Here is a 22,994-nt window from a genome sequence, read left to right on the forward strand (position 1 = left end):
TCCTTAACGCACCGCTCAACCCGCCGATCCCCCCCCGGCGCAGTCATGTTGTGAATCATCAAGGTCTGCGGATTCGACAGCGGAATTTCCGCAGCACGCAGAGCCTTCAGAATCTCGAACAACAACTCGCTCTTCGTCGAACCTGAAATGCGCGGGCTGATCACGTAGCCGGTCACGCTGAGCGTGATCCCATCCGGCGTGAGCTGGCTGAATGTCACCGACGGCGCAGGCTTGTCGAGAATCGCCGGATGCGCCTCGTACGCACCCAGCAGAATGTCGCGAATCTGCTCTGGGTCGGTGTTAAGCGGAAACGTCAGCATCAACGTCGCCACCCCTTGCGTACTGTTGCCCATCGTCACGTTGCGCAGGTTCTGCGAGATCAGCTGCGAATTCGGCACGATCACCGTAGACCGATCGCTCAACTGGATTTCCGTGGCACGCACATTGATGCGCCGGATATCGCCCTCCACACCGCTGATGCTGATCATGTCACCGACTTTCACGGGTCGCTCGGTCAGCAGGATCAGACCGGACACGAAATTCTTGACGATCTCCTGCAAACCAAAACCGATCCCCACCGACAACGCACTGACAATCCACGCGAGGTTGCTCCACTGCACGCCCAGTAACGCGAGGATCAGCAGCACGAGGACCACGTAGCCAAGGTTGCTGAACAGCGTAACGAGCGAGATGCGCATACCCGGTTCGACGCCGCTCTTGGGCAGCAACTCGGCATCGAGCCAGCGGCGCACGGTGCGCAGCAGATAAACACCAACGATCAACGCAATCAGCGCGTTCAGAATATGCGCAGGAACGATATTCAATCGCTGCAACCGGTCCGCACCGAATGCATTAAGCAGGCTGTCGAGCAGATCCCCTGGTGTCGTGCCGAAGCCACCGGTAAACAATGCGAACACGGCGAGCAGCATCAACAGGCTCGACCCGCCGCCTGCGAGGATCGTCGACACCTGATCGAGATGCATGTCCTGCAGACCGAAGAGATGCTTGATCGCCTTGCCGCTCGCGTGATGTGGCGAGAAGAAGCTTTCGCAGAGATCTTTCGTCAGTTGCGTCAGCAGGTACATGCTGCACAGCACGAGGTCGAACCATACGAGCTCGTAGGTCAGAAACCGCGCGATCGAAATGTAGCCGATCAGCAGCGCGAACAGCGATACCACCACCGTCAACGTGACGGCTCCGTGGATCAGACCGGCAAACGTCGAACGTGCTTCGGGCGATTCGCCCGCGGCGGCGAGCGCCGAGCGCACCCGGTTGGCCCGTATCAGCGACGCGCCAATGGTCAGTACCACGACGAGCGATACGAGCCCACGACCGAAGAGCGTCACCTGCAGGCTCGTATCGACGGTCCGGTTCAACTGTTCGAGCGCACCCGATAGCAGCAGCAACCCTGCCAGAGCCGTGGGGAACGGCTTCATCGCCAGCGCCACCGGATCGGCGATCGCTGGCAGACGCCACGATGGATGATGCGTGCACAGCAACGCGCGACCGAGACCCGCGATCAGTGCGCAGGTCCACGCGAGCTTCGCGAGCGCATCGGCAAAGTCCTGCAGCGACGGTGTGAGTTCCGCGTGGCGCGTCAACGCGAGGTACACAAACTGCACGGCAACGCCCGTCGCCAGCAAGGTGCCAAGCGTCACTGACAGCGCCAGCGCGCTGCGCCGCAGGCGACCTTCGGGCAAATGGTGAAAGCACACATACGCCATGCCGCGATCGATCAAACGACGGCCCACCGTCCATACCACCACGGCGAGCAGCAGCAGAAGGAGCGTGCCGGCTTTTTGCCCCGGCTGCCATGCAGCTTCGAGCACCGGTGCGACCTCCGCGCCGAAGGCGCTGAGGCTCTGCACGTCGTCGGGATTCGGTTTGAACAGCGGCGACCAGAACTGTCCGCCCAGGATACTGCCAGAACGAAATGCCAGCTGATTCTTCAGCAACCCGTGCTGTAGCCGCGCGATCTGCGCAATCAGATTGATGAGCGCGGTCTTTGTGTCGGCGGCCTGCTTGAGTTGGGCATCCAGTTGCACCTTGCGCTTGTCGAGCCCGGAGCGCTGCTGCGCGACGGCGGGCGCTTCGGTTGTGGCGCCCGCGGCGGGCGGCGGACCGAGCACATCGATCTGCGTCTGCAGTTGCGCACGCACGGGCTGCAATTCTGCGATCAGCTTGTCGGTATCGGCTACCAGTTGCTGGGCTGCATCGTCGAATCCGGACAGTTGCTTGAAGCTCGTCGCTCCGCCGGCCTGCTGCTTGATGCGGTCCTGTGCGCCCTGCAGCCGTTTTAGTTCAGCTTGTGCGGCCTCGGGCGTGATTGCGACGGTAGTGGGTGCCTCAAGAACCGGCGCGCTGGCGGCGACAACAGCGGCAGCATCGGTGTTGCCTGTGCCGGCGGCATCCGCAGCCGGCAATGCCGCCGCACTCAGCGTGAGCGCGGCGACCACAGCGATGTGTGAAAAGAACTTTAGCGACATATTCAGGATGGGTTTCGATGCATGACGTAAGCGAGGAGTAGCAAAAAACATATCCGGCATTCGCCATAGCTTGCCACAACCGCCCCACCTATCCCGAATTGGGCTGTTTCAGCCGCCTGGCCGCTACCCGCTGGCCAGGCTTTTTCCCTTAAATGGGCACGAAGTGTGAAGTCAAGGCGCCCTCAAAACGAGGTTGCCCAACGACGATCTCGATTGACGATGTAAGTACGACTCTCGAGCCGGCTCTGGATCAACTCGCACCGCTGCTGCATTGGAAGGAGACTCTGCCGAGGAAGTCCGCTTTTTACCTCTACTGCACCGAGCCATTCTCCGCTGCCCACATCCGGGCCGTGCCCTTCTCCATCTGAAATGTCGAAGTAGTTCTTGTCCAGGTATGAAAACCATTCCTGCGTGCATGGCTGAGTCGTCGGCGCCCGCGGCACACGGATTGTCGCGATGACCCACGCAAGAACGATAAACACACCAATGCCAGTGAAGATTTTGAGACTTTTGATAACCATTCCTTACCTACGATTGCTTGCGGGTTTCGTCGCCGTTTCAGCAGGCTTGCGCTGCACATGCAAGCACGGCCGGCAGACGTTACCGCGGTATTGAGAAACATGCTAAATCGAGACAGCCGTCCGTCTCCTCCTTCGATGACAAAACTGTGTGAGCCTATCTAGTACTACGAAGATTGGCAATGCGGCGAGTGGGCGAAATCAGGTAGGCGTACAGAGAAGTCGTAAAAAAAGCGCAGCCCGATGTATCGGGCTGCGCTTTTTGCTGATCGACTCCCCAGCGGAGAGTCGGTCGATTACGGCTGCGACTGCAGATAACGCTTCACATCGTCGAAAGTAACCTTGCCCGTCTTGTTGACGTCGATCTGGTTGAAGTTATTGGCGATATAACCCAAGCGACTCTTCTGCGCCTGTTGCTGCGTCAGCGAACCGTTGCCGGTAGCAGCGGCCGCATCGAAATTCGTTTTCAGACGCGCCATTGCCTGAGCCTGCAGCGTATCGCCCGTCGATGCCGCCGGTGCCGGTGTGACTGGCCTGTTGGCCGGAAAGAACGGGCCGTCCACACCGTGTCTGACAACGCGGGTAGACGGTTGGGTCACATCGCTGGCCTGAGCCGTGCCGGCGATTGCAGCAAGCGCAAATACCGTCAGATAAAGTGCCTTTTTCATAGCAGTTCCTTTATGCCTTCCTTGATCATAGTCGTTCCGTGCGTCATTGACGCCGGTTCCACGAACAGCAGCCGGCGCTTAAGGCGTGCCGGCCGGTGGCTGGTCAGACCAGGGTTTCGGCAACTGGTGGAAACGCATTGCGCCTTCGATCGGGAAGCCATAGTAGTAGCTGACCAGATCGCGTTTCATGTGCGGCCGCGAAGTGTCTTCCAGGTAGATCATGTGGCCGCCGGCATAGTGCGTGACCTGAATATCCGGGTGGATACCCTTCACACTCTTTAGCCGCCCCAGATCCTTCTCGGTCATGAAAAACGGTGTGACCAGATCGTGGTAGCCGTTTTCAACCAGTACCTTGAGATGCGGATTCAGCGTCAGTGCGGCCAGCAGATCGGGAATCGTGTCCGGTTCCGCCAGGCCGCCGTGGCTGAAGTCCCAGTTCTCGTTGGCGGTATCGCTCAAGGTCACGTAGGTCGTATTCGGCGCGGTGTATTTCAGGTAGTTGGGCAGTTGCTGGTTCAGGATGATCGGGAACGGCGTGGACATCAATGCATCCGACGGATCGGAATCGCTGGCGATGATCGGGCTGTTGTTCGCCGCCGAAACCCGACCATCGTAACTGCCGATGGTGTAACCGGGAACCAGTGCGGTATTCAACGGATTCGGCCCGAGGTAAGCGGTCAGCGCACTGACGTTGACGGTGCTCTCCGCCGAGAGTTGCGTGTACACCGCCGGCGTCGGGAATACCGGTGGGTTAGCGAGCCCGAGGAAGGTCGGTCCGTACGGCAGGAATTGCGCGTAATCCCGAGTCGAAAAGTCGCGCATCATCTGTGCGAAGTTACGCAGCCACGGTAGCGGCGGTGTTACCTGTACACCAAACGGCGGTGGCGGCGTAACCAGCCCGAAGAATGCAGCCACTTCGGCATAGCCCGGCAACAGCGACACCGTGTAGTCGGTAGCACGCTGCAAGTCCGACGTGCTTGGGTACTGATCGTTGTAGTCGAGAATGCACGACTGCAGGACGATCCCGGTCAGCTTCACGCCAGCCTGTTGAAGCAATGGCGCGAGCACATCGGTACGCGGCGTGCCATACGATTCGCCGTACAGATAGATAGGCGAATTAGGCCGCGGGTTCACCGCCAGATAGCGCAGGATGAAATCGCGCATCACGCCGGCATCCTGATCGACACCCCAGAACGTCTGATTGGAGTTGGGCAACACCGCTTCGGAGAAGCCGGTGCCGGGAGGATCGATGAAGACCATGTCGGTGGTATCGATCAGACTCTCTTCGTTATCCACGAGCGGGAAGTTAGGCCAGCCGGTCGTGTACGGATCGGGCGTCGCGACTCTGCTTGGCGCAAATGAACCGAGCCGTAGCCAGATCGACGAAGACCCGGGGCCGCCGTTATAGAAGAAGGTGACCGGACGCGGGAACGGTCCTCTGTTCTTCGCGATGTACGCAACGTAGAACATCGACGCTTCAGGATTGCCGTTCGCATCCATTGCGGTTAGATGCCCGGTCGTGGTGGTGTAGTCGACCCGCCTGCCGCTGTCCTTATAGGTCAACTGGTGATAAGCCACGCCGGCCTTTTCGTTCACGGCCGATGCCGCCAGACCATCGGTGGCGCCGAATGCGTAAGCGGTGTTATCCACGTACGGTTGATCGGGCGGAAAAGCATAGGCCGCGGGCGGCGCGAGCACTATCCCGCACACACCGGCAGCCAGCGTCAGCGCCGGCGCTACCGTGCGCATGAATCTTCGAAGTTTTTGCGGAGCAATCCTGACATTCAATTGACGATCTGCTTTCATCTTGTTGTCCTTTCCTGTTAATAGCATTCCACCGCACTCGTGCCGACATAGGCCGCGCCATATTGCGAACCTGTCGCCACACCCAGCCTGACCAGTTGCTGGGTGCCACAGCCCGCTAAATCACGACCGGATGGGCTGGTGTAGTGGTACGTGCCACGGTTTCAGAACAGACTTCTGCGACGCCTACTGGAATGCATGACACTTCCCCATGTAATCTGGAATCCTGCCCGATACGCCGGCAGCACAGGCATGGCGAACGCTATCTGTGACGCGACGATGTCTTGCGAGGAAACATGGGGATGCGACGGCGTGACGGAACGTACATCGTGCGACATACGCTTCGTTACCGGGAACTGTTATCCCTTTCTTCTTTGCAGATGAAGAGCGCGGACACATTGCTTCATTCCGCGCTTTGATACGCCTCTGGTTTTTCTGAAGAATTACATGCGCAATATTAGGCCGGCCATCTGGAACGTCAAGAAGATCTTATGCTGCGGCAATACTCAAATGCGGTGTGAGTGTGCTGCACCGCATTAGCAGATTCTTTGCACGCGACTGCGGCAGTTTTACGGCTTCTTGACATGGCGTGTGCTGAAATGAGTGTGTAGTGAAGGAACAAACAGACGGGGCCGCCAACGCAATGAAAAACCGCGATATCGATGCATTGATCGAGGTACTCCAGCTCTACGCGCATCATCGCCTGAGCGATGTGGCACGCGGTGCCGATACGCCGGCGCTCGCAGCGCTGATGGTCGAGAAGTTCGGCGAAGGGATTGCGCGGGCAACGCGCGTGCTCGGTGTCGAAGGCTCCGATGAGCTGCGACGGGAAATCGATCGTCTCGTGCGCGAAGTGGACCCGCACTACCCCACTCATCTTCAGTACCGCTTTGAAGCGCGACCGGCAGGACTGGCCATCAACGGTGCGGCGCACTGATTCGCAAATCGGGTAACGCGCTTAAGCGATTCGGTAGCGCAGTTCAGCAAGACGTGCCGCTACATAGCCGTATTCGACCGCTTTTCCAGTCGCGTTTGCCTTCGGTGAGCGCGACTGGAAAAGCGGTTGGTATGTATAGCGGCAGGGCGTTCCATGAATGAACCGGCTTGCACCGATTCCGGGCGCAAGGTCGAGCGTGATTTTTACTCCACCTTAATGCCGGTTTGTGTAGCCTGACGGTATGTAATCGAAACCGGTGGTGATATGACACGCCCGATGACAAGCATGCGGAGTTTCCTCGGAAGCCGCAAAGGCCCGCTTCAACCGCAAGCGCGTCCCACGGCAAGCCGCAACGTGATCATTCATGTAACGCTCGACGAGCAGCACGCCACGCCGTTACGTCAGGCATTGATCCGCGATTGCGCCGATCAGCCGTGGACCATCCGCATCGCCCCGTTGCCTGGAACAGGCCGCGTGCGGCTCTCGCTCTATCTGCCGAAAACAGCGGTGAGCGGCGCACTGCAGCGCGTTGCGCATCTGGCTCCAGCCGCCGAACTGGGGCAACTGCTGGAAGTGCCCGACACACCGACAAGCGTCTGGCGCGGCCTCATGCATGCCGAGTCGCCACGCGACGACATACCCGCTCAACCTGCCGACAGCAGCGCGAACAACGAGAAGGGCGGCGACACGCTCGCGCAACTGATCACCCAGGACCATGTGTTACTCGGGCTGCAAGCAACCGACAAACAAAGGCTCTTCATCGAACTCGGCCGTTTCTTCGAGCGGCACCACGGGTTATCGGCAGCAGCGGTGACGGCAGGTCTCCAGACACGCGAAGCGCTCGGCTCGACGGGACTGGGCCAGGGCGTGGCGGTGCCGCACGGGCAGATCAAGGGGCTACGCCACGCGCTGGCGTTATACGTGCGCCCCGCTACGCCGATTTCCTTCGACGCACCGGACGGTCACCCGGTGACCGATATGGTCGTGCTGCTCGTGCCGCAATGGGCGAACAGCGCGCATCTGCGTCTGCTGGCCGATGTCGCGCGGCACTTCTGCGATCATCATTTCCGCGAGCAGTTGCACGCCTGTGTCGATGCACGGGCCGTGTGTCATCTTTTCACCGGCTATTGCGTGCTGGACGATGCATCGCACAATGTAGCCGGCGGTTGAATCCGCCCGGGACTACGTTCCGGTATGTCGCGCAGGAATGGCTGTTATGCCTTCGGCCCGCCTACCGGTCGTTTCGTCCATCTCCGATCATGCAGTCATGCCGAACTGCACAGCCACCGAGGCGCCGCAACCGAAAACCGGTTTGCCGGCGAACTCTATCTCCGGATAACGGCTGACAGCAGCGGACATCAACTCAATCATCGGAGAACATCATGTCGCTTCAGGACAAACTCGACGCTTTCAAGGCAGATTTCAAGGCCGGCAAACCGCCCTATAACGCACCGGCGGACATCCACCCGATCATGGAGCGCGCCACCGCCGAACTCATCGCCACCGGCCAGGCAAGCCGCGCCGTGAAAGCCGGTGATCGCGCGCCAGACTTCAGCCTGAAAGACCAGGAGGACAACGAGGTTTCGTTGGCCGGGTTGCTCGAGAAGGGTCCGCTTGTCGTGACGTTCTATCGCGGCGTCTGGTGTCCGTATTGCAATCTCGAACTGAAGGCGCTTAACGAAGCGCTGCCTGAACTGCAACGCTATGGGGCTAACGTGGTGGCGATCTCGCCGCAGTTGCAAGTCAACAGCCGCAAGGCGGTGCGCGTCAACGAACTAGGCTTCCCGGTGCTCAGCGACACGCACAACGAGACGGCGAACGCGTTTGGACTGCGCTTTGCCATGCCCGACTATCTCGTCGAGCTGTATAAGAAACTCAAGAACGATCTGCCTGCGATCAATGGCGATCCGGGCTGGACGCTGCCGATGCCCGCGCGTTACGTGATCGGCACGGATGGCATCGTTGCCTACTCCGAGGTGAACCCGGACTACACACGTCGTCCCGATCCGTCGGAGATGTTGCCGATTCTGAAAAAGCTGACGCAGATGGCGTGATCTCGTTCTCCGCGAGCCGAACCGCTGCAATTCCCGTGTGCCGCAAGCCGATAACTACGCAATATCGGTTTCCGCTTGAGGCGCACCGGACAACACGCTTTCGACAAAAGCGACAAACGCACGCGCCTTCGATGTGACGCGTCGCCCCGACGGAAACACGGCCCACAGGTCTATCGGCGGTAACTGCCAGTCCGTCAGTACCGCACGCACGGTGCCGTCGGCCAGTTCGGGTTCGAACATCCACTGCGAAGCGATGGCGATACCCATATCGGACAGCACCGCTGTGCGAATGCCTTCCGCAGCACTCACGCGCACCCTGCCCGACACCACCACGGCGACTTCCTTACCGCTCTGGCTAAACGACCACGACTCGCCTCCGCCGCGCTGCGAATACACGATGGCCTGGTGTCCGCTCAGATCTGCCGGTGTCACCGGCACGCCGGCTTCGGCGAAATAGGCCGGTGTGCCGACGACGAACCTGGGGCTGCGGGCAATGCGTCGCGCGGTCATCGCGGAATCGTCGAGAGCGCCCATGCGTAGCGCCACGTCCATGCCCTCTTCGAACAGATCGATATTGCGGTCGTCGAGCACGATGTCGATCTCGAGTTGCGGATGTTCGTCGAGAAAGCGCTTCAGCGCCGGCAAAATATGCAGACGCGCGAACGTCACCGCCGCCGACACGCGCAACCGCCCCGACAGACTTTCCGACGATTGCCTCGCTGCATGCTCCGCTTCTTCCGCTTCGTCGATCGCAACCTTGGCGTGTTCGTAAAAGCGCTGACCTGCATCGGTCGTGTTGAGCCCGCGCGTCGAACGCAACAGCAAGCGCGCACCGACCCGTTCCTCGAGTTGTGCAATCGACTTCGATACGGCCGGCTGCCCCACATCGAGCCGACGCGCCGCGGCCGAGAAGGAACCCGCCTCGACGACGGCGACAAACGTTTCCATGGCTGTCATGCGGTCCATATCCGGGCCTCGCTGCTGAACGAAGGCTCAACGGTAGCACTGAAAACGGCAGCATCGCTTGATTTAAAGAATGAACGGTCTTAATATCAGCGTCACCATGACACGACCCTCTTCATCCGCCAGACATTCCCCGCCTCCGCCCGAACGCGGACGGCCTCGCGAGTTCGATATCGACGAAGTCACGCAAGCCGCCAGTCAGGTCTTCTGGGAGCAGGGTTATAACGCTACCTCCATCGAAACCTTGTGTCAGTCGACGGGACTTTTTCGGGCAAGCCTCTACAGTGCGTTCGGCGACAAGCACGGGCTGCTCGTCGCCGCCTTCGATCACTATGCGCAAGGCGCCGTGGCTCGTTTGAAGGAACGGCTGGAAGCGGACTTGCCGCCGCGCGAAACATTGCGCAATGCATTGCTGTACTACACACAGGTCGCCGCAAAACTATCGGGGCGGTACGGCTGCTTCATCACGAATGCGGCCATCGAACTACTGCCTGCCGATGAAGCACTGCGTCCGCATATCGAAAGCACGCTGCGCCGCATCGCCTTGCATTTGGCGGCCGCCGTGGTTCGCGGACAGCAAACCGGCGACTTCAATACCACGCTCGACGAACAGGCTGTCAGCATGTTTCTGTTATGCGTCATCCAGGGTATGCGGGTGCTGGGAAAGATCGACACGCAGGAGCAGGAACTGGTTTCGATCGTCGATATGACGATGCGCGTGCTGGTCTAAAATTTTTTTGCCCATTTATGGAACGATCATTCATGAATAAGCCAATCGAGTTACCGGTGGTATCGGCAATGGCTGCTGCGTCGAGCCATCGCCTCTACGGCAAGGGCGTGTTGCTGTGCATGATCGCGACAGTACTGATGGGCATCATGTTCCCGGTGATGACGAATGCGCTGACGCATATCGACCCGTTCACGTTCACATCGCTGCGATACCTGATCGCCGGTACGGCGTTTCTGGTTCTGCTGCTGATCAAGGAAGGCGCCGGTGCGCTCCGCGCAAATGGGGAATCGATTGCACTGGCGTGGCTACTCGGCTCGGTGGGGTTTTGCGGCTTCGGTTCGTTCGTATTTCTTGGCCAACAGCTGGCCGGCCCCGAAGGTGCATTGACCGCCTCGATCATGATGGCAACCCAACCGATGATGGGCCTGCTCGTGAATTCGATCGTGCGCAGGAGCGCGCCGCCGCTGTTCTCGTTTCTGTTTATCCTGATGTCGTTCGCGGGTGTCTCGCTGGTTGTCACGAAGGGGGATATCGCCGCGGCGTTGAGCGAACCGCAGCATTACTCGGCGAATGCGCTCATCGTGGTCGGAGCCTTGTGCTGGGTGATCTATACGTTCAGCGCGGCGCATTTCAGGAACTGGTCCGCACTGAAATATACGACGATGACCACATGGCTCGGACTGACCACGATCCTCGGTCTCAACGCGCTGCTATTCGCGCTTCATGTCATCGCCGTACCTTCCGCATCGGCTTTGCGCGCCATCGTCCCTCACCTGCTTTACATGGGGCCGGTCGCGGGTTTCCTGGCGATCCTGTTCTGGAACATGGGCAACCGGATTCTTACGCCGCTTAACGGCGTGCTGTTCATGGACGTCTTGCCTGTCACGACATTCATCGTTTCGTCACTGACCGGTGTGATTCCGGCGCGCGCACAAATCGCGGGAGCGTGCATGACGGGGGCCGCACTGATCTTCAACAATGTCTACCTGCGCCGTCGAGCCTGGCAGCGTCCGATCACCCGGTGAATACCGGCCACGAACCACGCGCACTTTACGAACGTCACGCGGACATGCCAGGATGTTCGCCTCGATGCGCATTGGGCGGCGTTTTTCTGCTGATTAAGCTATATTCGCTCGAACCCCGTGCCTCTCTACTTCCACGTCACCCCGTTCCCACGCGATGAACAATAACCTGGCATCCGGAACCTCCTCTCCACCACAAGCTGTCTCCGTGCCCATTACGCGAAGCGCGATCTTCATCGTCGCGACTCTTGCACCGGATACCGACAGTCATCAAACCGTCCGCGACTGGTGCGCCGACGTCGCCGCACTGGTCAGAGCCGTAGGCAAACGCGTCCCGGGCGGTGGCTTGTCGTGCGTGTGCGGCTTCAGCTCCACCGCATGGGACACGCTGTTCGGCGCGCCGCGCCCGGCGGGCCTGCATCCGTTCCGCGAATTCGGCTCGGGCGACCGCGTGGCCGTCGCGACACCCGGCGATCTCCTGCTGCATATCCGCGCGGACCGGATGGACCTGTGCTTCGAACTGGCCACGCAACTGCTGGGGCGTCTCGGCACGGCGGTGACGACGGTCGACGAAGTACACGGGTTCCGCAACTTCGACATGCGCAGCATGGTCGGTTTCGTCGATGGAACTGAAAATCCCGAGGGTGATGAAGCCGTTGCGTTCACCGTGATCGGCGACGAAGACGCGGAGTTTGCCGGCGGCAGTTATGTCATCGTGCAGAAATATCTGCACGATATGGATGGCTGGAACGCGCTGCCGGTCGAAGCGCAGGAACGCATCATCGGTCGCACGAAACTCTCCGATATCGAACTCGACGATTCGATCAAACCGACCTCGTCGCATAGTTCGCTCACCACGCTCGATGAGAACGGTACGGAAGTGAAAATCCTGCGCGACAACATGCCATTCGGCAGGCCGGGTTCGCGCGAGTTCGGTACGTATTTCATCGGCTATGCGCGTTCGCCGCAACCGATCGAACAGATGATGGAAAACATGTTCGTCGGTCGTCCGCCCGGCAACTACGACCGTCTGCTCGACTTTAGCCGCGCGGTGACTGGTGGTCTGTTCTTCGTGCCGTCGCAAGCGCTGTTCGAAGCGCTCGCGGAGCGCGGGCAACCCGCGGCAACCTCTGCACCCGACAGCGCCAATCCCGCCTCGCCATCCGTGCAGAACGACGACGGATCGCTCAACATCGGTTCTCTCAAAGGAATACCCGGCCATGAATAATCTGCACCGCGAGCTAGCTCCTATCTCCGCCGAGGCGTGGGAACAGATCGAAGAGGAAGTGGCCAGAACCTTCAGGCGCTCGGTTGCGGGCCGGCGAGTGGTCGATTTCAAGGGTCCTGGCGGCTCCACACTCGCGGCGGTCGGCACCGGTCATCAGATCAATATCGCGGCGCCACTGCAAGGCATGACCGCGCGGCAACGCGAGGTCAAGGCCGTCGTCGAACTGCGCGTGCCGTTCGAGTTGCGGCGCGAAGCAGTCGATGACGTCGAGCGCGGCGCGAACGATTCCGACTGGCAACCGGCAAAGGACGCGGCGACGCAGCTCGCCTATTCGGAAGACCAGGCGATTTTCGACGGCTACAAGGCTGCGGGCATCGTAGGGATTCGCGAAGGCACATCGAATCCGCTGTTGACGCTGCCCGCCGAAGTAAGCGACTACCCGGCGGCCATTGCGAAGGCGCTTGAGCAATTGCGTCTTGCCGGTGTCGATGGTCCTTACTCGGTGTTGCTCGGTGCGGACGCGTACACCGCACTTGGCGAAGCCAGCGATCAGGGCTACCCGGTGCTTGGGCATATCCGCCGGCTGGTCGACGGCGAAGTGATCTGGGCGCCGGCCATCGCGGGTGGCTGCGTGCTGTCCACGCGCGGCGGCGATTTCGAACTGCATATTGGCCAGGACCTGTCGATCGGCTATCTCAGCCACAACGAAGAAACCGTGCGGTTGTATCTGCAGGAAACGTTCACGTTCCTGCTGCTGACAACGGAAGCATCGGTGGCAATTGTCCGCACCTGAGCCGAATAATCGCGTGGCATAATCGGCACACTTCGTCGTCCCTTCGCGCCGCGAGCCGCATGTCACGCATCCGCCTTCTGAAACTCGGCAGCCTGCTCGGATTGCTTGCAATCCTGATGAGCACGCTTGCGCCGACCATTTCGCAAGCGCTCGCGTCGCACGACAGGCTGGGCCAGGCGCTCGCCACGTATTGTTCGGCGGACACGAGCGCCAATGCGTCGCAACCGGACAACCCGCCGGCACACGGTGCCGCACTGCATTGGCAAGCCTGCGCGTATTGCGGTTTGCTCGCGCATCTGCCGGTGCTGCCCGGAACGACCACCTCGTTTGCGGCCAGCCGCTCGGTGGCACCGTCGCTCGTGCTTGCAGTTCAACACGAAGTACGCCCGCTTCTCGTCTACACCGCTGCCCAGCCTAGGGCCCCTCCGGCTTTCTCCTGATCCCGTCTTGTCGTACTTACTCGCCGCATTGCATACGCAATAGCGGCCCGTCGTCCTGCGCATGCGGGACGACGCCTCAGGACAACAGGAGAAACCCTTCATGCGCACGCTTTTCAAGCGGCACATCACACCTGCGCGCACTGCATTGATGATGGCCGGCACGGCGGCTTGCCTCGTCACCGCGCCGGCAGCATCGGCGCACGCGGTAGTCGGCGACCGCGTCTTTCCCGCGACGCTCACCGTGGACGACCCCGGCGTCGGCGACGAATTCGACACGCAGTTCGGTCACATCAAATCAACCGACGACAACGGCAACACGATCAACGTCAATACCGTCTCGTACGAGTGGGACAAGCTGATCACGAAGAACCTCGCGTTCAGCGTCGCCAGCAACTACGTGACGCAGAATGCACCGGACGGCGGTTCGGTAAAAGGCTGGGACAACGTGACGTTAGGCGTTAAATACATGGTGTATGCGAACGCGGTGCACGAATTCATGGCGTCGATCGGGCTTGAATCGGAGATTGGTGGAAGCGGTGCACGGCCGATTGCGAATTCGTATTCGACCTTCACGCCTTCGGCCTATTTCGGCAAAGGCTTTGGCGACCTGCCTGCGAGTCTCGGTTATCTGCGGCCGTTTGCGATTACCGGGCAGATCGGTCCGAACCTGACGACAGCGTCGTCGGATAACGGACCGAATTCGCTCGGCTGGGGCGTGACGCTGCAGTACAGCATCCCTTACTTGCAATCGCAAGTGAAAGATCTCGGGCTGCCGCAACCGTTGAGCAACCTGATTCCCGTCGTCGAATTCCCGATGAGCACCTGCACGGCCGGTGCATGCGCGGGCCACACCACCGGCACGATCAACCCCGGTGTGTTGTGGCTCAACCGCTACGGCCAGTTCGGCATCGAAGCGCAGATTCCCGCCAATCGCGCGAGCGGCAACCATGTCGGCGTACTGCTCGACGCCCACCTGTACTTCGACGACATCTTCCCTAACTCACTCGGCAAACCACTCTTCTGATCATGAAAACGCTCTATTCAAACCTGACCACCGCGCGCGCCCTCGCTGCCGCATTGCTGCTGGGCGCTGCGCAACTGGCGCACGCGCACGCGTATCCGACTCACCAGATGCCCGGCGCGGGCGCGACCGTATCGGCTGCGCAGAAAGATGTCACGATCGATTTCGACGATGGCCTCGAACCGGCATTCAGTTCGATCACCGTCACCGATGCGCAAGGTAAGGCGGTCACGAACGGCAAAGCCACCGTCGATCCGTCGAACCAGAAACACATGTCGGTGGGTCTGAACGCGTTGACGCCTGGCGTCTATACAGTTGCCTGGGTTGCAGTCGCCGCGGACGGACATCGCACCCAGGGCCACTACGCGTTCACGGTGAAATAGCCGACGCGCGTTCGATGTTCACGGCAGCCGCCTTCGGTACCTATCGATAAAAAACATAATCGGCAAGATAGGGCGAGCTGCCTGCCTGATGTTCCGTGGAACACGGCGCCGTCGGCATCAATCCGCCGACGGTCTTCACACGTTGCACATACCGCACGTTTGAAAGCGTGCCGTTGCCCGACGTGCTGTGCGTTTCGAGCAGCAGTTGCGGCACGCTCGCTGACGTATCGCTGGCGCGCTGTGCAAGCACGTGCCCAACGATGCGGCTACCGTCTTGCGCCTCCCACGACGGCCCCGCGCCATGCCGGACCACAGCCTCGCCGCTCGCATCGAACAGCGTGGCCTGCGGGCTTTTGAATACCCAGCCCAGACGATGCTGCGCATCGTACTCGCACGAATAGATCTGCACGCCCGACGCCACCAGTGTCATCGCATGCACGGCTTGCGCCGGCGGATCGATCGAAGGCGAGGCCGCCGTCGAAGTAGCCGGCATCGTTGTACACGCACCCAACACCGACATACCGACAACGGTTGCAACACCCAACAGCAGACTGTTCCTGGACATGACTATCACCTTGATATGAACCACATGGCACGCGAGATTGTAGCCGCGGATGAGCAGCTGGCCTTTCATAGACGCACCTGCATAACAGCCGGTATGCCGCAACTATTCCATCGCCGGTCGATTATTTTCACGCGTATAAACCGCACGTTTCCAAACAGCGATGCATCGAAAACGTCTTTGCGATAAACGCGGAATAAACCGCCTCACCGCACGTTTTGCACAGGACGACCGAGTAATCGCGGCAAAAACCATCGAGCACTCAGATCGTTGCGACCCATAGCGTTAGCTCATCTCTGCGACAGCGACACAGAGACATCGCTGTAGAGCAACCGCACACACATCCATCCACTGGGAATTCACCATGAAACTGCATCGAAACGCAGTACTCGTCACACTGTGCACGATCACGGCAGCCACGCTCGCCGCATGCGGCAGCAGCGACAACAGTTCGACGCCAACCATGCCGGCACAATTCAAGGCTACGACACTCGTGTCGGACGGCAGCGTCGCCGCGGCGAACATCGACCCGAATCTGAAAAACGGCTGGGGCATCGCCTTCAATCCGACCGGTGTGGTGTGGGTGTCCGACAACAACACGAAGAAGTCGACCCTGTATGACGGCAATGGCGTCGTACAGTCGCTCGTCGTCACGATTGCACCGAATGCCGCGGGCCAGGCAGCGGGGCCCACGGGCATCGTGTTCAACAAGAGCACCGACTTCCAGATCAGCGCGAACGGTGGAGCCTCGGCCAATGCAGTGTTCCTGTGGGCAACCGACGCCGGCACGATCGCGGCATGGTCGCCGAAGGTCCTGCCGACACAAGCGGTCAACGCCTACGACGACGGCGCAGGCGCAGCGGTCTACAAGGGCCTCGCGATCGGCGTGAACGCAGGTGCGAACCTGTTATACGCAACCGACTTCCACAACAAGAAAATCGATGTGTTCGACAAGTCTTTCAACAAGATTCAACTGGCCGGCAAGTTCGTCGATCCGCAATTGCCTGCGGGCCTGTCGCCGTTCGGCGTCGCCGCGATCGGCGGTACCGTGTACGTCAGCTACGCGTTGCTCGGTCCCGATGGACACACGCAGGTGAACGGTGCGGGCAACGGCGTCGTCGATGCATTCGACACCGCCGGTAACTTCATCAAACGCATTGCCACCGCGGGCACACTCAATTCGCCATGGGGACTCGTAGTCGCGCCCGCCAATTTCGGCGCGGCGAGCAACGATCTGCTCGTCGGCAACTTCGGCGACGGCACGATCGATGCGTTCGATCCGAACACTGGCAAGTTCCTCGGCGCGCTAACCAGCACGAGTGGTTCGACGTTCAAGCAACCGGGTATCTGGGGCATGGCATTCGGCAACAACGTCGACAACCAGCCGCTCAACACGCTTTTCTTCGCGGCCGGCCCCACGCCGACAACCGGTGTGTACGGTCGCCTCGACGTGACACCGTAAAGCTCGACACGTAGCCCGATAAACAGCTAGTTCGACAGTCTGTTGTCGGCTTCATGAAAGCAACACGACGCAGGTCAAGCAGCCATTTGCTGCGCTAACCTGCGTCGTGTCCGGCATGGAACACATCACCGCACCTGTCCTCCAGGCAATTACCGCCAGCGCGTCGCCGCGGCGCCAGGCAAAAACACGGGTCTCACGTTAAACTCCGGCATCGACGTCATGCCGGCGCGCGCATTCACGCGCACAAAACCGGTAGACGACGCATTCGGACACCTGGAGAGACACGTCGATGACCGGTGTAGATTTACCCAGCATGCTTCCCGAGATGCTGCCGCGGCTGTGGGCGTTCGCGCTGCGCATTGCCGGCGATCAGCATGATGCGGAAGATCTGGTGCAGCGCGCCTGCGTGCGGGCACTCGAACGGGCGCATCAATTGCAGCCCGGTACCGCACCGCTCAGCTGGATGTTCTCGATCGTTCACACAACCTGGATCAACGAGTTGCGCGCCCGCAGCGTGCGCAAGCGTTCCAGCATGGAATGGGACGACGACTTCCTCGAAAACATCGCCGATCCGAGCGGACAGACGCCGGAAACGCAGGTCATGAACGCGCAGATCATCGACGCCGTGGCGCGTCTGCCCGAAGCGCAGCGCGTCGTGATGCTGCTCGTGGCCGTGGAAGGCTTGAGCTACCAGGAAGCCGCCGATGCGCTCGAAGTCCCGATCGGCACCGTGATGAGCCGGCTGTCGCGCGCTCGCCAGGCAATCGGCGCGCAATTCGCCACGCGCGATGAAGCACCGCGCGGCGCGACCCAACGTAAGGACTCGATCGCATGACAATCGACGAAACCTTACTGCTGGCTTATGTCGACGGCGAACTGCCGCCGACGCAGCGCGCCGAAGTGGAAACGCTCGTCGCCGGTTCGGACGAAGCAGCCGAATTCGTCAGGATGTTGCGCGCATCGCAGTTCGACTATCGGCGCGCGTTCGCCGCACAGAAACTGCCGCCGGTGCCCGCGTCGCTCGCGCAGAACATCGACGCACTGGTCCAGCAACACCGGGGGACTCATGCGGCCGCAAACGCCGATCAGGTCGACGGTGTGCCACCCACCGGTACAGCCACCCCCGCAGCCACGCCCGCAGCCGCCCCCGTCCGCTCGCGTTTGCGCGGCGTCCCGGTATGGCTCGCTGCAGCGTGCGTAGCCGGCGCGTTCTGCGCCGGCCTGCTGTTGCGCACGGGCCCGCTGATCGGTACCGCCGGCGACGGCATGTCGCCATGGGTTGCCGCCGCGGCCGGTTACCAGCGTCTCTATACGCGCGACACCGTGGCCTATACGCCGGTCGATCCGCAGCGTACGGCAAGCGTCATCGACGAGATCCGCGCAAAGGACCATCTCGCACTGAACGTACCCGACCTCAGCAGCGCCGGTTTGCAGTTCAAGGCGATCCAGCGGCTCAACTTCAACAACAAGCCGCTCGTGCAGATCGTCTACCTGCCGCGCAAAGGGCCACCGGTTTCGCTGTGCGTGATCGGCGATCCAAAGCCCGATGCCGCGGTGGCAGCAAGGACGGTCGATTCGATGCATGTGATAACGTGGCGCCAGGCGAAAGTGGGCTACGCGCTGCTCGGCAACGTAAGCGACATCGACCTCGAATCGATCGGCAGGCAGATTGCGGGGCACGGCACCAACCCGTTGTTCGGCGCAACAGCCGGGCCGACGGCCGCGTCCTGGACATCGCCGGACGCCTGAAAATCGCCCTTCGAAAATAACCTCGGCGCGCTGGAACAAATCCGCGCGCCGAAGTGTTTTCAATTCGTAAGGAAGCATCGATCAGACCATCGATGGCAAGAACGAAGAAGAGCGAAGCATTGAATCCATCCGTACAGAGAAACCGCGCCGTCTTATGAAACCGGACGAAATCCAGCTACTGGCTTATGTGAACGGCGAATTGCCGGCGCACGAGCGCGCGGAAATCGAACAGGCGCTGCGGTCGTCACCGGATGTCGCGGAGCAGGTTGCGCTGCTGCGCGCCTCGCAATTACCGTATCGCGAGGCGTTTGCCCGGCAAAAACTGCCGCCGGTGCCGGCTGGGCTCGCGCAGAAAATCGACGATCTGGCCCGCGCAGCGGCCCAGAAAGACAGCACGCCCCAGCCCGGCGCCAACGACCCCGTCATGCCGCAGGTTCCCGGCGTCGCAGCCACTGCGCCGGTGCGTTCGCGGCTGCGCTTTGCGCCCGCGTGGCTCGCCGTCGCGTTTGTCGCCGGCGCATTTGTTTGCGGTGCGGTGCTGCGGCTTGGACCGGGCGCGGCGGCTGGCTTGCAGTCGGCATCGGTGGAGAGTGCAGGTAGTGCGCGCTCCTGGGTCGTCGCAGCAGCCGGCTATCAGCAGCTTTATTCGCGCGACACGCTCGAGTACGTGGACGGCAACGCCGATCTGTCGAAGAAGACGCTCGACGAGATTCGCAGCGAAGATGGCCTGGCCGTCAACATTCCCGACCTGCGTGCCGCGGGTCTCACGTTCAAGCGCGTCCAGCGTCTGCGTTTCGGCAACAAGGCGCTCGTGCAGATCGTCTATTTGCCGCAGCAAGGTGCGCCCGTTGCACTGTGCGTAATGAAGGAGACGAAGCCGGACCAGGCCGTCGCCGAACGACGTATCGACAGCATGAACGTCGTCACCTGGCGGCAAGCGGAACTTGGCTATGCGTTGATCGGCAAGCCCGATCAGGTCGATCTCGCGGCGCTTGCAAAGCGCATCTCGGGCAATCAGGTCGACTCGCTGTTTGGCGACGCCGCCCTGCCGGGGCTCGCGCCGCACGTGGGCTAAACATGAAGCGCGCGTCCAGCAGGATGTGCAGCCCCGATGTCATGTCACAAAGAAAAGCGACGCTTGATGGAATAACGTTTGCTACATGCCCGTTATCGAATCGGACGGTAGAACACCAGCCGAACGAGAAGCCCCCTCATCGAAATCGACCACGGAAGAAATCATGAAACTGACGCACAGCATTCCCCTGATCGCACTGACGCTCGGTCTCGGCTCGCCGCTCATCGCGCTTGCCGATACGGTCAACCTGCACGCCGACCTGAAGGCTGCATCCGAAGTGCCGGCCAAGACCAGCGACGGTCACGGGCAATTGACCGGCACCTATGACACATCGACGAAAGATTTGCAGTGGCATGTCGTCTATTCGGATCTGACCGGTCCCGCGACGATGGCTCACTTCCATGGTCCTGCACCGGTCGGCAAGAACGCGGGCGTCGTGATCCCGATCGCGGCGAAGGATCTGCCGAGCCCGATCGACGGTCATGCCACGCTCACCGACGCACAGGAAAAAGACCTGCTCGCAGGCAACTGGTATTTCAACGTCCACACGGCGAAGAACCCCGGCGGTGAAATTCGCGGTCAGGTCGAATCGGCGAAGTAATACGTACGCGGGCGCTGTGCTATCGGCGCCTGCGTTCACGTCGCACCCGCGTCGCACTCACTTCGCGTTCAGTTTCGCCACTCGCAATGCAAGACCTCGTAGCCGCGTACGCAGTGCGCGCGGCTCGATCACTTCGACATATCCGGCTAGCCCCAGCAATTGCTCGGCGGCGAAATCGGGTGATTCAACCGGCAGCGTGACCTCGCGCCAGCCGCGCGCATCTGGCTCTCCGATGCGGGCCTGGTCGAGTGCCGCCGCCCCCAGCCGGTCGAGACGCACCATCCCCTGCGGCGCGACACGCAAGCGCGCCATACCCTTCAGCAGACTCCGCTCAAAAGCGACCACAGCCGCCGACCACTCGGCGCGCAGATCGAACTGCGGCGGGTACTCGAACGATTCGTCGAGCACGACCAGTTGCGTCATGCTCGCGACCTTGTAGATGCGCATCTGCGTGCGAGCACGCGCGAGCAGATACCAGTCGCCGGCTTTCAGTACGAGACCGAGCGGCTCGCGAATACGCCGGCCGCCGCTGTCCCAGCTTTCGTAGTGCATCGAGACACGCTTTTGCTCCCATACCGCGCTTGCCAGCAGCGGCAACAGCGGCGCGGCGGCGGGCCGCCGGTACCACGCAACCGGGTCGACATGCAGTCTCGAACCGATCCTCGACGCGTTCGGCGCGGCGTCCGGCAGCGCGGAAACCAGCTTCAGTTGCGCGGCCCGCAATTGATCGGCAAGCCCCAGATCTTCGGCGGCGCCGCCCAGTCCGGCAATCGGCAGCGTCTCGGCTTCGGCCCGGGTCATACCGGTCAGCCGCGCACGATAGCCGTCGAGCAGCGCGAAACCTCCGCCGGGCCCGCGATCGGCATAGACCGGCACGCCCGCCGCACCTAGCTGCTCGATGTCCCGATAGACAGTACGCACCGACACCTCGAATTGCTCGGCGAGTGTCTCGGCGGTTACGCGCCCCTTCATCTGCAGCAGAAGCATCATCGAAACCAGCCGGCTCGTACGCAATCTCAACCTCTCGTCGAATTCCTGACACAGGTTGTCAGCTATTGCCCAGTATAACGATGACTCTCCCTGCAACTGGCGAACCTGCCGCCCGCGCTCTACTCCGGAGTCGTACGCATGACCCGCACCTCGTCCGAATCGAACCCGTCCACTCAAGCCGGTCAGTTGACCGTACTGCAGGGCGCCGCGCTGTATGTCGGCGCCGTGCTCGGCACCGGTGTGATCGCGCTGCCGTCGCTCGCCGCGGAAGTCGCCGGCCCGGCGTCGCTACTCGCGTGGCTCGGACTGGTCGTGCTGTCGGTGCCGCTCGCCGCGACCTTCGCCGCGCTCGGCGCACGCTATCCCGATGCGGGCGGAGTCTCGACCTATGTGCGCAATGCATTCGGTCCGCGCGTCGCCGCCGTGGTCGGCTGGTGTTTCTATTTCGCGGTGCCGGCGGGTGCGCCGGCTGCGGCGATGTTCGGTGGCGCTTATGTCGCTGCGGCACTCGGAGGCGGCCAGACGACCGTCGTCATTACTGCCGCAGCGTTGATGCTGACGGTGACGACCGCCAACGCATTCGGCATCACGGTTTCAGGGCGATTGCAACTCGTGCTGGCCGCACTACTCGTTGCGTTACTGCTTGCCGCCGTGGTCGCATCGGCGCCGCATGCGCGGCTCGCGAATCTGCATCCGTTCGCGCCGCACGGCTGGCTCGCGATCGGGCCGGCCGCCGCCTTGCTGGTCTGGAGTTTTGCGGGCTGGGAAGCGATCACCCATCTGGCCGCGGAGTTTCGTCGTCCCGCGCGCGACCTGCCGCTCGCGGCCGGCATCGCGGTTGCGATCGTCGGTGTGCTGTATATGGCGGTCGCCGTTGCCAGCGTGCTGGTGCTCGGGCCGGCCGCAGGCACGGCGAGCGCACCGCTCGCGGAACTGCTCGCGCGCGGGCTCGGCGGCAATGTGCAGATACTGGCCGCGGCGGCCGCGCTGCTGTTGACGCTCGGCACGATGAACGCCTACTTCGCCGGCGCCGCCAAGCTCGGGGCCGCGCTCGGTCGCGACGGTGCATTGCCCGCGTGGCTTGCGCACGGCAGCCTGGCAGGCGATGTGCCGCGGCGCAGCCTCGCCGTCGTTGCCACGCTCGCGATCGCGTCACTCGTAGTGGTCCTGCTGGCGGGCGTCGGAGCGAAACCACTGGTGCTGCTGACCACCGGATCGTTTGTCACGGTCTACGCGCTCGGCACCGCGGCAGCGGTACGGTTGTTGCCGCGCGGCAGCTGGGCCTGGCGCTGTGCGTGGGTCGCGCTGGTTGCCGTCGCCGGCCTGTGTGTCGCAACCGGCTGGTATCTGTTGTGGCCGCTTGCGGTCACCGGTTGCGCGCTGCTCTATCTGCGTTTGCGCGGCCGCGCCACCGAAGCCGGCGCCGCTTGATCCCCACGGATTGGCACACGTCTTCGCGCGCGCCCCCAGTGACGCTTATTAAAGGCCCGAAAACCATGTAATCTTCCG

Annotated in this window: 22 protein-coding genes and 1 pseudogene; 16 read left to right on the forward strand and 7 right to left on the reverse strand. The window is 61.5% G+C overall.

Annotation, left to right across the window (positions count from 1 at the left end):
* Window positions 1–26 precede the first annotated feature (26 nt).
* The 4 genes and pseudogenes from FNZ07_RS01930 to FNZ07_RS01945 form a co-directional block, all read right to left on the reverse strand.
* A pseudogene (locus FNZ07_RS01930) lies at window positions 27–2,486 on the reverse strand (DUF3772 domain-containing protein); the annotation flags it as partial.
* Between the two features lie 182 nt (window positions 2,487–2,668).
* Entirely contained in the window at window positions 2,669–3,007 is a 339-nt protein-coding gene (locus FNZ07_RS01935; protein WP_091007694.1) for a hypothetical protein, read from the reverse strand.
* Window positions 3,008–3,300: 293 nt separating this feature from the next.
* Window positions 3,301–3,672 carry an EF-hand domain-containing protein gene (locus tag FNZ07_RS01940; protein ID WP_091007698.1) on the reverse strand — a complete coding sequence of 124 codons (372 nt, stop codon included), beginning with the start codon at window positions 3,670–3,672 and terminating at the stop codon, window positions 3,301–3,303.
* 78 nt (window positions 3,673–3,750) lie between these two features.
* Window positions 3,751–5,421: a S10 family serine carboxypeptidase-like protein gene (locus tag FNZ07_RS01945; protein ID WP_091007701.1), complete on the reverse strand. Its 1,671-nt coding sequence runs from the start codon at window positions 5,419–5,421 to the stop codon at window positions 3,751–3,753.
* 664 nt (window positions 5,422–6,085) lie between these two features.
* On the opposite strand from FNZ07_RS01945, the gene FNZ07_RS01950 reads away from it, so the two are divergent.
* The 3 genes from FNZ07_RS01950 (at window position 6,086) to FNZ07_RS01960 (ending at window position 8,466) form a co-directional block, all read left to right on the forward strand.
* Window positions 6,086–6,412 (forward strand): hypothetical protein, encoded by a 327-nt coding sequence (locus FNZ07_RS01950; RefSeq protein WP_143098017.1) that lies wholly within the window; start codon window positions 6,086–6,088, stop codon window positions 6,410–6,412.
* Between the two features lie 285 nt (window positions 6,413–6,697).
* Window positions 6,698–7,582: a PTS sugar transporter subunit IIA gene (locus tag FNZ07_RS01955; RefSeq protein ID WP_245811343.1), complete on the forward strand. Its 885-nt coding sequence runs from the start codon at window positions 6,698–6,700 to the stop codon at window positions 7,580–7,582.
* A gap of 212 nt (window positions 7,583–7,794) precedes the next feature.
* Window positions 7,795–8,466, forward strand: coding sequence for a peroxiredoxin-like family protein (locus FNZ07_RS01960; RefSeq protein ID WP_091007712.1), 672 nt, complete (start codon window positions 7,795–7,797; stop codon window positions 8,464–8,466).
* 54 nt (window positions 8,467–8,520) lie between these two features.
* Here FNZ07_RS01960 and FNZ07_RS01965 read toward each other — a convergent pair whose 3' ends face one another.
* On the reverse strand, window positions 8,521–9,432 hold the full coding sequence (locus FNZ07_RS01965) for a LysR family transcriptional regulator (RefSeq protein WP_091007715.1): 912 nt from the start codon (window positions 9,430–9,432) through the stop codon (window positions 8,521–8,523).
* Window positions 9,433–9,529: 97 nt separating this feature from the next.
* On the opposite strand from FNZ07_RS01965, the gene FNZ07_RS01970 reads away from it, so the two are divergent.
* The 7 genes from FNZ07_RS01970 (at window position 9,530) to FNZ07_RS02000 (ending at window position 15,046) form a co-directional block, all read left to right on the forward strand.
* Complete coding sequence (locus tag FNZ07_RS01970) at window positions 9,530–10,159, forward strand: TetR/AcrR family transcriptional regulator (protein WP_091008883.1); 630 nt, start codon at window positions 9,530–9,532, stop codon at window positions 10,157–10,159.
* Between the two features lie 32 nt (window positions 10,160–10,191).
* Window positions 10,192–11,184, forward strand: coding sequence for a DMT family transporter (locus FNZ07_RS01975; protein ID WP_211367857.1), 993 nt, complete (start codon window positions 10,192–10,194; stop codon window positions 11,182–11,184).
* Window positions 11,185–11,338: 154 nt separating this feature from the next.
* The gene (locus tag FNZ07_RS01980; protein ID WP_091007721.1) at window positions 11,339–12,409 is read left to right on the forward strand and encodes a Dyp-type peroxidase; all 1,071 of its coding nucleotides are present in this window, start codon (window positions 11,339–11,341) and stop codon (window positions 12,407–12,409) included.
* Window positions 12,402–13,202, forward strand: coding sequence for a family 1 encapsulin nanocompartment shell protein (locus tag FNZ07_RS01985; protein WP_091007724.1), 801 nt, complete (start codon window positions 12,402–12,404; stop codon window positions 13,200–13,202). Before FNZ07_RS01980 ends, FNZ07_RS01985 begins: the two co-directional genes overlap by 8 nt.
* A gap of 59 nt (window positions 13,203–13,261) precedes the next feature.
* On the forward strand, window positions 13,262–13,642 hold the full coding sequence (locus FNZ07_RS01990) for a DUF2946 domain-containing protein (RefSeq protein WP_091007727.1): 381 nt from the start codon (window positions 13,262–13,264) through the stop codon (window positions 13,640–13,642).
* Window positions 13,643–13,742: 100 nt separating this feature from the next.
* Entirely contained in the window at window positions 13,743–14,666 is a 924-nt protein-coding gene (locus FNZ07_RS01995; protein ID WP_245811345.1) for a hypothetical protein, read from the forward strand.
* Window positions 14,667–14,668: 2 nt separating this feature from the next.
* The gene (locus FNZ07_RS02000; RefSeq protein ID WP_091007730.1) at window positions 14,669–15,046 is read left to right on the forward strand and encodes a copper resistance CopC family protein; all 378 of its coding nucleotides are present in this window, start codon (window positions 14,669–14,671) and stop codon (window positions 15,044–15,046) included.
* Window positions 15,047–15,086: 40 nt separating this feature from the next.
* Here FNZ07_RS02000 and FNZ07_RS02005 read toward each other — a convergent pair whose 3' ends face one another.
* Window positions 15,087–15,611, reverse strand: a complete 525-nt coding sequence (locus tag FNZ07_RS02005) for a DUF3455 domain-containing protein (RefSeq protein WP_091008889.1) — start codon at window positions 15,609–15,611, stop codon at window positions 15,087–15,089.
* 361 nt (window positions 15,612–15,972) lie between these two features.
* Between FNZ07_RS02005 and FNZ07_RS02010 the strand changes: the two genes are divergently transcribed.
* The 5 genes from FNZ07_RS02010 to FNZ07_RS02030 all read left to right on the forward strand — a co-directional run bounded on the left by FNZ07_RS02010 (window position 15,973) and on the right by FNZ07_RS02030 (window position 20,495).
* The gene (locus tag FNZ07_RS02010) at window positions 15,973–17,070 is read left to right on the forward strand and encodes a TIGR03118 family protein (RefSeq protein ID WP_091007733.1); all 1,098 of its coding nucleotides are present in this window, start codon (window positions 15,973–15,975) and stop codon (window positions 17,068–17,070) included.
* A 289-nt stretch (window positions 17,071–17,359) separates the two neighbouring features.
* Window positions 17,360–17,905 carry an RNA polymerase sigma factor gene (locus FNZ07_RS02015; protein WP_091007736.1) on the forward strand — a complete coding sequence of 182 codons (546 nt, stop codon included), beginning with the start codon at window positions 17,360–17,362 and terminating at the stop codon, window positions 17,903–17,905.
* On the forward strand, window positions 17,902–18,819 hold the full coding sequence (locus FNZ07_RS02020) for an anti-sigma factor (RefSeq protein WP_177228242.1): 918 nt from the start codon (window positions 17,902–17,904) through the stop codon (window positions 18,817–18,819). The genes FNZ07_RS02015 and FNZ07_RS02020 overlap by 4 nt, the downstream gene beginning before the upstream one ends.
* Before the next feature lie 154 nt (window positions 18,820–18,973).
* Window positions 18,974–19,894 (forward strand): anti-sigma factor, encoded by a 921-nt coding sequence (locus tag FNZ07_RS02025; protein WP_091007739.1) that lies wholly within the window; start codon window positions 18,974–18,976, stop codon window positions 19,892–19,894.
* 163 nt (window positions 19,895–20,057) lie between these two features.
* The gene (locus FNZ07_RS02030) at window positions 20,058–20,495 is read left to right on the forward strand and encodes a CHRD domain-containing protein (RefSeq protein WP_091007742.1); all 438 of its coding nucleotides are present in this window, start codon (window positions 20,058–20,060) and stop codon (window positions 20,493–20,495) included.
* A gap of 57 nt (window positions 20,496–20,552) precedes the next feature.
* Here FNZ07_RS02030 and FNZ07_RS02035 read toward each other — a convergent pair whose 3' ends face one another.
* Complete coding sequence (locus FNZ07_RS02035) at window positions 20,553–21,485, reverse strand: helix-turn-helix transcriptional regulator (protein ID WP_245811347.1); 933 nt, start codon at window positions 21,483–21,485, stop codon at window positions 20,553–20,555.
* A 138-nt stretch (window positions 21,486–21,623) separates the two neighbouring features.
* Here FNZ07_RS02035 and FNZ07_RS02040 point away from each other — a divergent pair, with 138 nt between their 5' ends.
* Window positions 21,624–22,916, forward strand: coding sequence for an APC family permease (locus FNZ07_RS02040; protein ID WP_091007748.1), 1,293 nt, complete (start codon window positions 21,624–21,626; stop codon window positions 22,914–22,916).
* Window positions 22,917–22,994 lie beyond the last annotated feature (78 nt).

The organism is Paraburkholderia megapolitana, from assembly GCF_007556815.1.
In the GTDB taxonomy this organism is placed as follows: Bacteria; Pseudomonadota; Gammaproteobacteria; order Burkholderiales; family Burkholderiaceae; genus Paraburkholderia; species Paraburkholderia megapolitana.

Bases quoted from the DNA above. Each gene is read 5' to 3' on its own strand.
- FNZ07_RS02030 (WP_091007742.1), top strand. From the start codon at position 20,058: ATGAAACTGACGCACAGCATTCCCCTGATCGCACTGACGCTCGGTCTC.
- FNZ07_RS01945 (WP_091007701.1), bottom strand. From the start codon at position 5,421: ATGCGCACGGTAGCGCCGGCGCTGACGCTGGCTGCCGGTGTGTGCGGG.
- FNZ07_RS02015 (WP_091007736.1), top strand. From the start codon at position 17,360: ATGACCGGTGTAGATTTACCCAGCATGCTTCCCGAGATGCTGCCGCGG.
- FNZ07_RS01970 (WP_091008883.1), top strand. From the start codon at position 9,530: ATGACACGACCCTCTTCATCCGCCAGACATTCCCCGCCTCCGCCCGAA.
- FNZ07_RS01995 (WP_245811345.1), top strand. From the start codon at position 13,743: ATGCGCACGCTTTTCAAGCGGCACATCACACCTGCGCGCACTGCATTG.
- FNZ07_RS02040 (WP_091007748.1), top strand. From the start codon at position 21,624: ATGACCCGCACCTCGTCCGAATCGAACCCGTCCACTCAAGCCGGTCAG.
- FNZ07_RS01990 (WP_091007727.1), top strand. From the start codon at position 13,262: ATGTCACGCATCCGCCTTCTGAAACTCGGCAGCCTGCTCGGATTGCTT.
- FNZ07_RS02025 (WP_091007739.1), top strand. From the start codon at position 18,974: ATGAAACCGGACGAAATCCAGCTACTGGCTTATGTGAACGGCGAATTG.
- FNZ07_RS02035 (WP_245811347.1), bottom strand. From the start codon at position 21,485: ATGATGCTTCTGCTGCAGATGAAGGGGCGCGTAACCGCCGAGACACTC.
- FNZ07_RS01940 (WP_091007698.1), bottom strand. From the start codon at position 3,672: ATGAAAAAGGCACTTTATCTGACGGTATTTGCGCTTGCTGCAATCGCC.
- FNZ07_RS01965 (WP_091007715.1), bottom strand. From the start codon at position 9,432: ATGGACCGCATGACAGCCATGGAAACGTTTGTCGCCGTCGTCGAGGCG.
- FNZ07_RS01975 (WP_211367857.1), top strand. From the start codon at position 10,192: ATGAATAAGCCAATCGAGTTACCGGTGGTATCGGCAATGGCTGCTGCG.
- FNZ07_RS01960 (WP_091007712.1), top strand. From the start codon at position 7,795: ATGTCGCTTCAGGACAAACTCGACGCTTTCAAGGCAGATTTCAAGGCC.
- FNZ07_RS02020 (WP_177228242.1), top strand. From the start codon at position 17,902: ATGACAATCGACGAAACCTTACTGCTGGCTTATGTCGACGGCGAACTG.
- FNZ07_RS01980 (WP_091007721.1), top strand. From the start codon at position 11,339: ATGAACAATAACCTGGCATCCGGAACCTCCTCTCCACCACAAGCTGTC.
- FNZ07_RS01955 (WP_245811343.1), top strand. From the start codon at position 6,698: ATGCGGAGTTTCCTCGGAAGCCGCAAAGGCCCGCTTCAACCGCAAGCG.
- FNZ07_RS02005 (WP_091008889.1), bottom strand. From the start codon at position 15,611: ATGTCCAGGAACAGTCTGCTGTTGGGTGTTGCAACCGTTGTCGGTATG.
- FNZ07_RS02010 (WP_091007733.1), top strand. From the start codon at position 15,973: ATGAAACTGCATCGAAACGCAGTACTCGTCACACTGTGCACGATCACG.
- FNZ07_RS01935 (WP_091007694.1), bottom strand. From the start codon at position 3,007: ATGGTTATCAAAAGTCTCAAAATCTTCACTGGCATTGGTGTGTTTATC.
- FNZ07_RS01985 (WP_091007724.1), top strand. From the start codon at position 12,402: ATGAATAATCTGCACCGCGAGCTAGCTCCTATCTCCGCCGAGGCGTGG.
- FNZ07_RS02000 (WP_091007730.1), top strand. From the start codon at position 14,669: ATGAAAACGCTCTATTCAAACCTGACCACCGCGCGCGCCCTCGCTGCC.